Raw genomic sequence first — 13,102 nt, forward strand, 5'->3', positions numbered from 1 at the left:
GGCGTCGCTGTCCGCTCACGCTGCCAACATTCAAGCGTAGCGGTGTCCAAACTCTCCTTGAGCAGGTCTGAGAGTAGCATAGATCACTCACTCTTCGACCTGTTCGTTCCTTAACTAGACGGTGCCTCACCGACCTTACAGTCTCTGTTTTTACACTGCAGAACAAGCACGGCTCAGTCTACCGATTTTTGCTCCTGTTGCATCTCGCCACTCGCCTGTGCACTGGCATCACACCGTCGCTTATCAGTTATTGTGGGTGGGCGCAAGTTAGCGTACATGTCCAATCAACAGGAAGCACATTCAGACATTCAAACGGCGTTGGAGAAGCTTCCACCCAGCGCGAAACTCGTCGCAAAAACGCTCGAATATGAAGGAGACCTGACGCAGTCGCAACTGGCGGACGAAACGATGCTTCCGAGTCGGACAGTTCGTAATGCAGTAGCCCAGCTCCAGCGCGAACGAATCATCACCGCACAGATCTCGTTCAGAGACGCGAGACAGAAAGTCTACTCACTGTTGGCAACTGAGGCACTAAGCGCTGATTAGGAACTATCGAGAGCGACTCGGCAGCGTGACCGGCCGAAAAATCGGTAGGGGGAGAGGAGCGGTGGTCTGATTGGGAGAGACCACTTGGACAGTCACAGTGCGTTTTAGAACGTGATGACTTCGTAGCCGTCGTTGACGAGAGACCGAACACTGGGATGTCCGTCGTGGTCGTCGAGCGTCACAACGCCCGCGTCTGCAACTGCATCTTCGACACCGAACGCGCCAGCACAGTAATCACAAGCCGAGGCCTGTTCGCTAACGGCTTGGTAGAGTTCGTAGTAATCTGCTTCTTCGTCTTCCAGCTTTGGTATCCACTGCGTGCCGGCACCATCGAAGATGAGTTCTACTTCGTCATCGTCGGCTTCGGCGAATTCTTTGGCAGTCTCGAGAGCATTTACAAGTCGACCAAGGTTTGCGTGTCCTTCGGTTCCTGCGAGAACCATGACAGCTGCTTTCGTCATTTGCATTTATCGTAACTACACCTACTACAATAACCTCGTTGTGGGTGTGCAATTGGACTGCGGATGCGCGTCTGATTTATTAGTACCAGACAGTATGGTGGACAAGATTAGCTACAATCGCCGAGTTTAGCTCTACAAGATGAGAGAGTCGAGTACTCCTTCTTCGGTCCCGACCTCAAAGTGATTTACCACGATATCCCCTTGGAGCGACTCGACGTGGTCACTCACTTGCAACTTCGGCTGACACGTCTCCGTCTTCCATCTGGGGTCGGGAGAGAACGTGTGATTCGAGGCCATCGAGAACTTCTTCCAACGTTTCTCTGAACTTCGACTTCATCATCGTTTTCGCCATGACCCACCCAACAGGGCCGTACTTCGGAGTGAACGATGCGGTCATCGTAACAGTGGTCTCGTTTTCACCGGCCTCTTCGACTGACACCGCGACAATGTTCTTCTTGAGCGGCATCTCGCCAACATCGATAAAATCGACGATATAACTCGACTCGGGTTCGTACTCGATTATTCTCTCTTCGATTCGACCCCCATCGGAGAATACGCATTCTCTTGTCGCTCCCTCACCGGTGTCGGGGCCATCAATAATCCCTGATACCTTCACATTTGGGTTGTATTTCGAGACACCTCCAAAATCGTCGAGAACTGGCCAAACCTCATCACGTGATGTGCCGACGGTCTTGCTCACACTGACTGTGTGCATATTGATAGTCCCACAGTGGACAGCGATAACCCCGTTTTGGTGGTGCAATTCGTTTGCACAGTCCTCTTTAATCCGAATCGAGGAGAATCGATTGAACGGGCTGTGTCAGTGTGAGTGGTTTTCGCTCCCTCCACGAGAGAACTGTCCAGAGAACGCCCGCTGAACGACTTCTGAGAGGGCAGGATGGATATGCACTGATTGGCGGATATCGCGTACCGTTCCCGACCCGGCTTTCATAGCCACAACAACTTCCTGAATGAGATTCGAGGCGTCCGGGCCGATGATATGGCATCCCAGTATCTCACCGTCGAGGTCGATGATGACTTTCACGAAGCCCTCGGCTTTCATCGCGCTTCCACGTGCGGTCTGGTCGAATTGATACGTTCGAGTCGCGTAGTCGACACCCGCCTCTTGGAGTTCTTTTTCCTGGGCACCAACTCCAGCTACTTCGGGAGATGCAAAGACGGCGAACGGCATCGCGGAATAGTCCACCGCTTGGAGTTCGTCACCGAAGATGTTTCGAGCGACGGCCTGTGCTTCGTGGTTTGCGCTGTGTTTCAGGAGATACTCTCCAACGATGTCGCCGAGTGCCCACACCCCCTCTGCGGTCGTCCGAAGGTACTCGTCGGTTTCGACGAACTCTCGATCGTCGGTCTCGACACCCGTTGCATCGAGGTTGAGCGTGTCCGAATTAGGAGTGCGTCCAGCAGCGACGAGAAGTGTATCACCTTCTACACGGACAGCTTCTCCCTCCTGTATACCACCATCTTCTCCGTATTCATATGGACGTGCTTCGACGGTCACTGTCCCATCACTCTCTGAGACGGCCGTAGCTGCGTGTCCGGTATGGACCGTAAATCGGTCAGCGTATCGGTCGGTGAACGCCTCTGCGACTTCTGCATCGGCTTCAGGCAAGAGGTTCGGTCGCCGCCCGATAATCGTCACGTCGCTCCCGAACGTCCCGAAGAAGTGGCCCAGTTCGGCTGCAATATACCCTCCACCAACGATTACGAGATGGTCTGGTGGTGTCTCTAACTGCAACGCTTCGGTACTCGTCAGATACGGTACGTCGTCGATGCCATCGAGGGGGGGAATCGATGGACGTGTTCCAGCAGCGATCAAGACGGTTTCAGCACGAATACGAGTGCCACCGTCCTCTCCCCCGACGATTTCGACTGTTCGGTCGTCGACGAACCGTCCTTCACCTTGGTACAGGTCGTGACTCGACGAAGAACTCAGTCCACGACGAATCGATTCCGAATCACCATTCACGTCTTCGTTGACTTCACGGACGATTTTGGAGAATTCGACGTCGTTCACGTCTGCATCGATGTGAAACTCCCCAGCACGTTGTATCGTCTCCATCACTTCCGCGTGGTAGAGCAACATCTTCGACGGGATGCAACCCCGGTTAAGACAGGTCCCTCCGAGTGGACCCTTTTCCACGACTGCGACAGAGAGGCCCCGATTGGCAGCGACGTTCGCGACGTCGAGACCCGAACCGGACCCAATCACTAAGAAGTCGACTTCTTCCATGTTCCCACCATCGATGGACACACATAATAATCAACTGACGGTGTGTCGTTTCCTTACCATTCCGTGGTTGTTGCGCCGAATCGAATGGTGAGACCACAACTCGGAACAGAAACCCATCTGTCCAGTGTTTTGTTTCTTTTGGGGGCAAAGCCCGGGAGATAACGCTCCGTGCACGCTTTCGAGTCTACCGGAGATAACGGCTCACCCGCGTGTTCACGGTGGTTTCTCGATCGTGTGTTTCTGATACACACACATTGAACGGTTACGATTGCTTCCGTAGGTGTCCACCGATTTCTCTCTGATGTCGTGTTTCATTTTCAGCTGTCGGTGCCTTTCGGTGATGTGCGCCAGCACCCAACTACCGCGCCGTAGTTTAATAAGCATCTGACGTTTGAACAAACGAAATCATGGCATCCTTAATTGCCGGGTTAGCAGGTGGCGTCGTTGCAACGATTGTGATGACTATCGTAATGATGGTGATGGGCGATGGTGGCCCGCCGCCGACGGCACGCCTCGTCGCGAAGTTCGCTGGTGGAGACCCTGAAGAGTATGCGATGCCCGGGATGGTGTTACACATACTGTACGGAGTCATTGCTGGCGGTGTCTTCGCTGTGGGCGTTCCATTGCTTGGACTCAGCCTCAGTTCCATAATCGTCGCTGCCGGACTTGGCCTCGTCTTCGGCCTCGTCCTGATGGTCGGCGGGATGATGTTCTGGATGCGAATGGTCATCGGGATGGAACCGAACCGCGACATGATGGTGATGTTCGGCACAGCCCACGTCGTCTATGGTGTCGTTCTCGGTGGCTTCCTCGGTGCTGGAATCCTCTCGTGACGACTGTTAGACAGTTTCCCATTCGGGCCCAATGCCGACCCAGAGCGTCTTGAATTGGGTTCGCTTCTCCCCCCTTCGATAATGCAGAGCAAACCGTTCGATATGATACTGAATAGTTCGAGAAGCCAGACAGCCCGTTTGACAGACAGTGAGTACAGTACGAGAGGTCGTCAGGAGGCCAGAGCATGACCCTGACGTTGGCTGCTGCAGTTCTCGCAGAGTTCCCTGTCGAGCAGTTCCTCGAACACTGGTGGGTGTTTCCAGTCTCGGTTCTGTTTTCGATGAGCGCACTCTCGTCAGGGGTCTCGGGAGCGCTGTTCTTTAGCCCGTTCTTCATGTTGGTCGTCGGACTGTCCGCCTCGCAGGCGATTGGGGCCGGATTGATGACCGAAGTATTCGGCATGGGCAACGGGCTCTTGAACTACGTCCGGCAGCGTGTCGTCGATTATGCGACCGCAAAATGGCTTCTAGTCGGTGCAGTACCGACAGTCGTCGTCGGGGCGTTCGCCGCTCACTACGTTCCTACCACGCTGCTGACAATCCTGTTCGGCGTCGGGTTGCTCGGTCTCGGTGGGTTCCTCGTAATTTACGACCCACCCGAGAAATGCGTCCCCGGAGAGGGAGAAGAGAAATATCTCAAAAAAACTCGGGGCGAGGTGAGACCACCATCGAAACGACCGATGGCGAAACGTACACATACGACATCTGTTGGCGGGGCCCCGGTGTCGCGATGGCGAGTGCTGGTGGATTCATCATTGGCCTCATCAGCGCTGGGCTTCCCGAGGTGACGACGACACAGTTGATCGTTCGATGCAGGCTTCCACCGCGTGTCGCAATTGCGACGAGTGTGTTCGTCCTCGCGATTGCAGCGCTCGCGGGTGCCGCTGTTCACGCCCTCGCGGCGACTCCTGTCTGGTACGTCGTCGCGTGGTCGATTCCTGGGGTGTTGATTGGTGGGACAGTTGGCACTCGTGTTGGCAAACACATCCCAAGCGAGATTATGGAACCTGCGCCCGGCGTCGTCTTCGCACTCGTTGGGATGATTGTCCTCGGAAGTGAACTAGCCACGTTCTGAGACACCGAAAAGGTGTCTCTGTTTCTCTAGTTCGACACGTCTTTGAACGCTGATTCGACGATTTTACTCAACGTCGGGTGAGCGTGGATGGTGCCTGCGACGTCGTCGACACTGAGTCCGTGTCGCATCGCCACGACGACTTCGTGAAGCAAGGTCGACGCTTCGTAACCGATTACGTGTGCACCCCGAATCTCGCCGTCTGGTGAGGCGAGCACTTTGAGGAATCCGTCTTCGAGTTTCTTCGCCCGTCCCATCGACGAATCGGCGAACGCTGCTCGGCCGACGACGTACTCACTGCCCTCTTCTTGAAGTTCTTCTTCGGTGGCTCCGACACCGGCAATCTGTGGCTCGGTGAATATCGCGTGCGGCATCGCAGAGAGGTCGAGTGCCTTCTGCTCACCATGGACGACGTTCGAAACGACGTGTTGGGTCTCGTAGTCTCCAGAGTGTTTGAACAGCGCGTTCCCCGCGACGTCACCCTGTGCCCACACGTTCTCAGCACTCGTCTCGAGGTACTCGTTCGTCTCGATGAAGCCGCGGTCGTCGACGTCGACGTCTGCTGCGTCCAGTCCTAATTCGTCGTTGTTCGGCCGGCGACCGAGTGCGACGAGTACCTCGCTCCCCTCGACCGTAATCTCGTCACCAGATTCTGTCTCTGCGTGGACGGCGTAGCCGTCGCCATCTGCGTCGACAGCTGTGACTCGGTGACCCGTATAGACGTCGTGACGTTCGGCGGCAATCTCGGTGAACGCCGCGGCAACGTCGCCGTCTTCTCGAGGGACAAGCGAGTCCATCATCTCAACGATCGTTACGTCAGTCCCGAGCGACTGGAACACGTAGCCCAGTTCGACCGCGATGTAACCCCCGCCGAGGATAACGAGGCTCTCTGGAGGGTCTCGAAGGTAGAGGGCATCCTGACTCGTGAGATAATCGATGTCCGAAAGGCCATCTATCGGAGGGACGATTGGCCGACTTCCCGTCGAGATGACGAACTTGTCGCCAGTGACGCGCTCTCCACCGAGTGAGACCGTTCGTTCGTCGACGAACTCGGTGTACTCTTTGAACAGTGTCAGATGTTCTTTTTCGCGGTACCGAGCCTCCATACCCTCAGATATCCCACCGAGAAGGTCGTCCATCTCGTCGACGACGGCCGCATAATCGATTCCACCGAGAGTAGCATCGACGTGGAACCGCTCGGCGTCTCTGACGTTATTCATCGCGTTCGCTGCTTGAATGAGCATCTTCGACGGGTTACAGCCACGGTTCAGACACGTTCCTCCCAACGGCCCGGGTTCGACCAGTGCGGTATCGAGACCAGCGTCGGCAGCCGCAGCCGCGACGTTGTTTCCTGTCCCACCACCGATGACGATGACGTCAAAATCAACCATGTGTACCGTAGAGATGACACCTTCGGTAATGAACCTCGTGCGGTGGTTCACCATACTTGCACGGACGTCGGGCGATGTAGGAAGCGCCGTACACACCCGGACTGCGTTTATATCAATACCAGCCGAGATTGACGTATGAGTACGTTCGTCGTCGTTGGCGGAGATGCTGCAGGGATGTCTGCAGCGAGTAAGGCAAAGCGTGATAACCCAGACCTTGATGTCGTCGTGTTCGAACGAGGCGAGTGGGTCTCGTACGGTGCCTGTGGCCTTCCGTACTACATCAAAGGCGAGATTCAATCACTCGAAGACCTGATCTCGGTTACACCGGAACAGTTCAGAGAGGAACGGGATATCGACCTCCGAACTGGACACGACGTCGTCGATATCGACCCCGAAACTCGAATCGTGACTGCTCGCTCTTCAGACGGTGACGTCGTTCAACCCTACGACCATCTGCTCATCGCGACTGGTTCGACTGCGGTGACGCCACCAATCGATGGAATCGACCGAGAGGGAGTCTACACACTCGGCTCGATGTCGGACGGGAAAGGACTCCGTGAATACGTTTCTCGCGCTCGTAATGATGGGAACCTTCAACAGCCTGACCGAGGCCCAGCCTGCCACTTCCTCGAAACGTGTAATGGTCCAATCGGAATCGTTGGTGGAGGATACATCGGTGTCGAGATGGCTGAAGCCCTGGCGGCGAACGATTTCGAAGTCCATCTCTTTCAGCGTGGAGACCGTATCCTGAAGCAGTTCAGTAAGGCAACGAGTGAGACGGTTCTCGAACATCTCCACGAGCAGGACGTTGCAGTGTATCTCGACACTGAAATTCGGGAACTCGTCGGTGGAGAGTCCGTCGAAGCCATCGTGGCGAACGAAGAGCGGATTCCCGTCGAGATGGTACTCGTTGGGACCGGTGTTCGCCCACGAACGGAGCTCGCGGAAGCCGCCGGCGTCGAGCTCGGTAAGACGGGTGCAATCGCGACCGACGAATATCGGGAGACGAACGTTCCCGACGTGTACGCAGCAGGAGATTGTGCCGAGGCAGCGCACGTGGTTACGGGTGAACCGGTGTACATTCCACTCGCATTGACCGCGAATCGTCACGGCCGAGTGATTGGGCAGACTGTCGCAGGCACTCCAACGATGGGCGGGGGCGTCGCAGGGACTGCGGCGGTGAAAGCCTTCGATATCGAAGCAGCACGAACTGGCCTCCTTCATGACGAGGCCCTCGAGGCAGGGTTCGAACCGCTAACAGAGACTATCAAGGCCAAATCTCGTGCTGGGTACTATCCCGAAGGAGGAACAGTTCAAGTGACGCTCACCATCGACCGCCCCACAGGACGGATACTCGGAGGGAGTCTCGTCTCTGAATACGGAGAGGGTGCCGTCCACCGAAGCCATGCTCTCGTCGGTGCTGTTACCGAGGGAAACACTGTCGACGAACTCTCGAATTACGACCTCGCCTACGCGCCACCGTTCAACACGACGTGGGACCCCGTGCTGACCGCAGCGAAGGTACTCAGCGGTAAACGACAGTCACCATCAGGCGCCTGAATTTTTGAACCCGTTTTCGGAGTCAGTCGTCGAGTGAGGATTCCCAGAACACGTCTGGGAGATCACGATTGGAGTTCGATTCGAGATAGTCTTTTTTCGTCACGTTCGCCTGTTCGATTAGCGATGCAGCTTCGCCAGCCCAAATATAAAAGCCGACGAGGGTATCTCGGCGCATCCGTTCGAGGTCGACCGAGTGATAGACGTTGACGACGCCACCCGCTTCTCGGTTCAACTCCGAGCGGCGAAGAAGACCGAGTTCAGATAATTTGTTCAGGTATCGAGTGACTGTACTGCGGTCGTATCCAAGTTCGGTCGCGACTTCGTTGGCCGATAGAGGACCTTCTCCGATGACACACAGACAGATATCCAGTGCTGCTTTCGGAAGCCCAAACGCTTGCAGCAGGACCTGTCTCACGTCGGGCGACTCGATACGCATCTCGACGTCGGTGACTCGTTGCATCGGTTCACCGTGACAGGACATCGGCGGGTCGTCGTTCCCGATAGTGAGGATGACGTTGTCACAGTCGGGACACGCACACTCGAGGACATCGTAGCGGCTCGACGACGGGTCGTAGGCGACTTCTTCGGAGTCAAACGTAGAGTTCGAAAGGTGTTCGTTAGGCATTGGGGTTCGGGTTCTCCATTGGAGACGGTGACGTAAAGTCAGTTACGTGGGCGTCGTTCTTATTGGTCTCGGTCTTCGCACGCATCGATGACGACAATCTCAGCAGGGTCGATTTCGAGAAGTTCTTCTCCCGTAATCGTCACTCGAACTCGACCGTTCGACCGATTGTGTACCAGATTACACGCTTCGAGTGCATCAAGGTGGGTCTCGACAGTTCGCCTATCGGTGTTGAGTGCCGACGCAAGTGACCCGACAGTGGTCGTCTCTCTCGGTGTGGCACTACTTGATTCAGCAAGGTATTCAAATACGTCTCGTCTCGTCAGGGACATATCTCTGAACAGGGTGTTTGGATTCGGTCGACGGACTGTCGTCCCCGCAGTAGCGCGGCTTTCATAAGATATCTAGTCCCCAAAACGGTGGATTTGGTAATATTGGTATTGCGTGTGTGCAATAGCACTACACGGGGCGAATCGCGGGTGGGATGGAGAACCGAGCTCATGCCCGCGTCGACGGGACACAAAGCGTTCCGTTCGCACACCAGAACACTTCGCGTTCTGGGGGCGTCTTCAGACACGAACGGATTCAAAAATTGTCCGTGTAAGTAGCTTACACTCGCCGCTAACGTTGAAGTATGTAACCGGAAGAGTTGCGGTGTAGATGGATACAACAGACAGTTCTGAACCGACGTGGGGAGAAGAACAAAGCCCGACGCGGAGGCTTTCGTATGTCGGCGCAGCACTCACAATCATCGTCGCTGGGAACCACATTCTGAGTCCGGATCACGGTCTGTTCAAATTGCTCGCCATTCTCAGTGCGGATCCAGGACTACTCGTCTTTGACCCGCGTCCTGCTGCGTTCGTTCTTTCCGGAGTTGCGTTACTGGTCGGTCTCTCTCTGAGCCGAAATGCACCCAACATCCGACCATATTACTTCGCAGGGATTCTTCTCGCAGTCACATACATTGTCGGTTATTTTGCGTGGCATTTTACCGGCCACGGAGGGTTCCTTCCTGGTCGTGAACCACTTCTCCACGGGGTTTCCCCACTGGAAAACGTCATCGCCCATTTGACTGGCGACGTGTTTGCTGCACTCTCGAAAATAACCGAGGCTGCTCTGGTCGTGGTCCTCGGTATTCTGTATGTGGAATCGAAGTAGAAAAGGCCAGACCGACTCGCCCGATTGTTCGAGTATCTTGCATTGCCACCGGAAAACTAAGATGGGGACACTCGTACCAAAACAGGATGCCGTTTGACCCATATCGCGTCTCGACGGTGACTTTCGATTCGTACAGTACGCTCGTCGACGTGGACGCCGCAGAACAGGCGCTGGCTGCTCGTGTCTCGAACCCAGAACCTATCTCGAAGCTGTGGCGAGCACGTTCTCTTGAGTACACGTTCGTCGCGAACCAAACCGACGCGTATCAACCATTCTACGAAATGAATAGGGATGCGTTACAGTACGCCCTCGACGCCCACGACGTCGAGATTGGGACCGAGGTGCGAGACGAGATTCTCGCGGTCTACCACGAACTCGACGTGTTCGACGACGTTCGAGACGGAATCGAGCGTCTCCGAGATGGAGGGTACGAGTGTTACGTCGTCTCGAACGGAAATCCGGAGATGCTCGACTCGATGGTCGAACACGCAGATATTGGAGACGTAATCACCGACACGATCAGTGCTGACGAAGTTCGAACATTCAAACCGGACGCTGAATTGTATCGACACGCGGCTGCACGCACTGGCACTCCTATAGACGAGATCGCACACGTCACGGCAGGATGGTTCGATATCATGGGGGCACAACACGCAGGAATGCAAGGCGTGTGGGTCGACCGTAAGGGTTCACCCTGGGAGACATTTGGTGATGACCCCAACCTGACTATCGAGACGTTCTTCGAGTTGGCAGAAGCACTCGGTGTTTGAGCACCCTCCTGCTGGTGGGAAGCTCACCACCCAAACGGTGGTGTTTTCGTCTCAATTCGACTGGCTGGAACTCACTCCCTCGCCATTACGGTGGAGAATCGAGTCGTGGTCGGTGTCTATAGCGTCGCTCGACGAGAGGGTTGTATCCGACACTGTGAACTCTTCGAGAACCGATCGGAGGATCTGCGCCCGGCTCTCGAGGTCTGTCGACGCTTCAGTGACTTCGGCAATCGTTCCAGTCTGTTGCTCCGCAGCGGCAACGACGTGTTCTGATTGGCTGGCAGTCTCTTCACTAATACCGGAGATCTCTTCGACCATGTCTGCAACCGCACCTGCAGAGGCCGCCTGATTAGCGGTGGCATCGTTGATTTCCTGGATACTCACGTCAGTCTCTTCGACGTAATCGACGATCTGTTCGAGGTCTTCGACCGCCGCTTCGACAGTCTCGACACCATTCCCGAGTCGATTCGACGTCTCCCGTATTCGATCGACGGTTTCTCCGGTCTGTGATTGGATACGGTCGATTCGGTTCTCTATCGCTTCTGCAGAGTTTGCGGTCTCCTCAGCGAGGTTTTTGACTTCTTGAGCGACGACTGCAAATCCTTCACCTGCTTCACCCGTTCGTGCTGCTTCGATAGACGCATTCAGCGCGAGAAGGTTTGTCTCTTGAGCGACTGAGGTAATCACTTCAGTTATATTTTCGATTTCTTCCATCTCTGCTGCGAGTGACTCGACCTCACTTCGAGTTTGTTCAGTCTCGCGTTCGATCTCGTTCATTTCTGTGGCTGCAGCCTCAGCCGCAGACCTCCCTTCGTCGCCTGCTGCGGCCGCCTGTTTAGAGGTCTTCGCGACAGAGTCGACTGTGGCCGCAATCTCCTCAGCCGATGCAGACAGTGACTGTACTTCCCCAGCGACACTACGAAGGTGTTCTGTCTGTTGAATCGCCCCATTCGAAATTTCGTCGACCGAAGCCGAGACTGATTTACTGGTGTCGAGAACCTCGTCTGCTCCGTCGTTGACCCGAACGGTCGCATTCGCGACGTAGTTCGTAAAGTGAATTACGTCCTCGACTGTTCCTTCTATCTCGTCTATCATCTCGTTAAACGCCTCGCCGATATCGGCCATCGCCTCGTTAGAACTCGTCGCGTCCACACGCTGGGTCAGATCACCATCTGCGACTGCGCTCATCGTCTGTTCGTACGCAGCAGCCTTCTCTACCAACTGCTCGTTCGTCGCGGTCGTTTCGTGAATCGTCGCTCGGAGAGAATCCCGCATCGAGTCGAAAGCTTCGAACAACGAGCCAAACTCGTCTTTCCTGGTCGATTCCATCGAAACGTCGAGGTCGCCGTCTGCCATTGCTGTCGCTTTCGACTCCAGTTCGCGGAGTGAGGAGACGGCATCACGTCCGACTACAGCACCGATAATTACGAGGGTGACGAGGGTGAGTCCCGCAAAGGCCAGAATCGAATCCGTAACCCGGTGACCCAGTGCGTACGCATTCTCTCGTGGGACGCGAACGACGACAGTCCACGGTGCTTCGTCCATCTGTGAGGCTGAAGCGAGCATCGTCTTGCCTTCGACGAATGACTCACTTTGAGCGGCTGTTTGAGTTGCCTTCTCCGACTCTGCGATCTCTGTCGAAATCTTCGACGGCTCTGGGTTGACCATATATCGGTTATCTTCGTTCACGACGAGCGTCGCCCCACCGTCGACTGCCTGTGTGAACGATTCGGTTCGAGCAGCGAAGTTGACCATGTACACCAACGCCTTCCCATCGCTGTTCGGAATTGGTGAGACAACCGCGACGACCGGGAACTCGGCAACAGGGACACGGAAGGGCTCAGAGACATAGACGTCGGTGGGGGTACTGAAAGACGGTGGGTCCGTCGCGAATGGCGCACCCATCTCACGAGCATTTACGCCCACGAGATCGTCGTTGGTACTCGTGACAAGCGTCCCCGTTTTCGTATCCAGATAATGAATCGCGACGACGCCATCCGGAACTGCACCAGTTTGCACCATCGACGAAAGGTGTCCCCGGACCGTGGCAACATCGCCCGACTGGACGGCAACGTCGTCGGAGGTTGCAACAGTTTGTGTCTTTACTGCGGCGAGCCAGGTGTCGAGGTCAGCCGCTCGAACGTTTGCAGTCGTTACCAAGTCCGCTTCTACGTCCTCTCGAAGTTGCTCAGACGTCTGAACGTGAACGACACCTGCGAACCCAACAGTTAATCCAACCACTACGAGGAAAGCAAGCCCAAGCTTCACTGCGTAGCGGCCACGGACGAAGTCTCCTAGTTCTCGAAGGGTACTCATTGGCTAGACTCAAAACGGACATCTGTTTGAATACTCGTGTCCGAATATCACGGCCGATATCGGCTATACTAACGTTTCGCAGGCGTGTGATCGGCTTACACAGCCGATGTTATAATTAAGAC

The 13,102-nt window shown here is 55.4% G+C and carries 13 protein-coding genes and 1 pseudogene; 7 read left to right on the forward strand and 7 right to left on the reverse strand.

All coding sequences use genetic code 11. From position 1 onward, the window contains the following. A pseudogene (locus ACFQI8_RS17630) lies at positions 1-80 on the reverse strand (IS6 family transposase); the annotation flags it as partial. A gap of 196 nt (positions 81-276) precedes the next feature. Between ACFQI8_RS17630 and ACFQI8_RS17635 the strand changes: the two are divergent. After that, positions 277-546 (forward strand): hypothetical protein, encoded by a 270-nt coding sequence (locus ACFQI8_RS17635; RefSeq protein ID WP_390247128.1) that lies wholly within the window; start codon positions 277-279, stop codon positions 544-546. A gap of 104 nt (positions 547-650) precedes the next feature. On the opposite strand, the gene ACFQI8_RS17640 is transcribed toward ACFQI8_RS17635, so the two are convergent. From ACFQI8_RS17640 to ACFQI8_RS17650, 3 genes are all read right to left on the reverse strand, one after another. Then, on the reverse strand, positions 651-1,007 hold the full coding sequence (locus tag ACFQI8_RS17640; RefSeq protein WP_390247130.1) for a DsrE family protein: 357 nt from the start codon (positions 1,005-1,007) through the stop codon (positions 651-653). A 220-nt stretch (positions 1,008-1,227) separates the two neighbouring features. Then, positions 1,228-1,722 (reverse strand): SRPBCC family protein, encoded by a 495-nt coding sequence (locus ACFQI8_RS17645; RefSeq protein ID WP_390247132.1) that lies wholly within the window; start codon positions 1,720-1,722, stop codon positions 1,228-1,230. Positions 1,723-1,827: 105 nt separating this feature from the next. Beyond that, positions 1,828-3,258, reverse strand: a complete 1,431-nt coding sequence (locus ACFQI8_RS17650; protein WP_390247134.1) for a dihydrolipoyl dehydrogenase — start codon at positions 3,256-3,258, stop codon at positions 1,828-1,830. 407 nt (positions 3,259-3,665) lie between these two features. Here ACFQI8_RS17650 and ACFQI8_RS17655 point away from each other — a divergent pair, with 407 nt between their 5' ends. From ACFQI8_RS17655 to ACFQI8_RS17665, 3 genes are all read left to right on the forward strand, one after another. Further along, on the forward strand, positions 3,666-4,091 hold the full coding sequence (locus ACFQI8_RS17655) for a hypothetical protein (RefSeq protein ID WP_390247136.1): 426 nt from the start codon (positions 3,666-3,668) through the stop codon (positions 4,089-4,091). A gap of 185 nt (positions 4,092-4,276) precedes the next feature. Continuing rightward, positions 4,277-4,879, forward strand: coding sequence for a sulfite exporter TauE/SafE family protein (locus ACFQI8_RS17660; protein WP_390247138.1), 603 nt, complete (start codon positions 4,277-4,279; stop codon positions 4,877-4,879). Further along, on the forward strand, positions 4,822-5,166 hold the full coding sequence (locus tag ACFQI8_RS17665; protein WP_390247140.1) for a TSUP family transporter: 345 nt from the start codon (positions 4,822-4,824) through the stop codon (positions 5,164-5,166). The genes ACFQI8_RS17660 and ACFQI8_RS17665 overlap by 58 nt, the downstream gene beginning before the upstream one ends. Positions 5,167-5,192: 26 nt before the next feature. Here ACFQI8_RS17665 and ACFQI8_RS17670 read toward each other — a convergent pair whose 3' ends face one another. Further along, the gene (locus tag ACFQI8_RS17670; RefSeq protein ID WP_390247282.1) at positions 5,193-6,554 is read right to left on the reverse strand and encodes a dihydrolipoyl dehydrogenase family protein; all 1,362 of its coding nucleotides are present in this window, start codon (positions 6,552-6,554) and stop codon (positions 5,193-5,195) included. A gap of 135 nt (positions 6,555-6,689) precedes the next feature. On the opposite strand from ACFQI8_RS17670, the gene ACFQI8_RS17675 reads away from it, so the two are divergent. After that, positions 6,690-8,114, forward strand: coding sequence for an FAD-dependent oxidoreductase (locus tag ACFQI8_RS17675; RefSeq protein WP_390247142.1), 1,425 nt, complete (start codon positions 6,690-6,692; stop codon positions 8,112-8,114). Positions 8,115-8,136: 22 nt separating this feature from the next. Here the strand turns inward: ACFQI8_RS17675 and ACFQI8_RS17680 are convergent, their stop codons facing one another. Next, a complete protein-coding gene (locus ACFQI8_RS17680; RefSeq protein ID WP_390247144.1) occupies positions 8,137-8,739 on the reverse strand; it encodes a helix-turn-helix domain-containing protein in 603 nt (200 codons plus the stop codon). A 657-nt stretch (positions 8,740-9,396) separates the two neighbouring features. Here ACFQI8_RS17680 and ACFQI8_RS17685 point away from each other — a divergent pair. After that, positions 9,397-9,894 carry a hypothetical protein gene (locus ACFQI8_RS17685; protein WP_390247146.1) on the forward strand — a complete coding sequence of 166 codons (498 nt, stop codon included), beginning with the start codon at positions 9,397-9,399 and terminating at the stop codon, positions 9,892-9,894. Positions 9,895-9,980: 86 nt separating this feature from the next. After that, on the forward strand, positions 9,981-10,664 hold the full coding sequence (locus ACFQI8_RS17690; protein ID WP_390247148.1) for a haloacid dehalogenase type II: 684 nt from the start codon (positions 9,981-9,983) through the stop codon (positions 10,662-10,664). 51 nt (positions 10,665-10,715) lie between these two features. On the opposite strand, the gene ACFQI8_RS17695 is transcribed toward ACFQI8_RS17690, so the two are convergent. Beyond that, positions 10,716-12,980 carry a methyl-accepting chemotaxis protein gene (locus tag ACFQI8_RS17695; RefSeq protein ID WP_390247150.1) on the reverse strand — a complete coding sequence of 755 codons (2,265 nt, stop codon included), beginning with the start codon at positions 12,978-12,980 and terminating at the stop codon, positions 10,716-10,718. Positions 12,981-13,102: the final 122 nt, after the last annotated feature.

It is taken from the genome of Haloferax chudinovii, from assembly GCF_042663345.1.
In the GTDB taxonomy this organism is placed as follows: domain Archaea; phylum Halobacteriota; class Halobacteria; order Halobacteriales; family Haloferacaceae; genus Haloferax; species Haloferax chudinovii.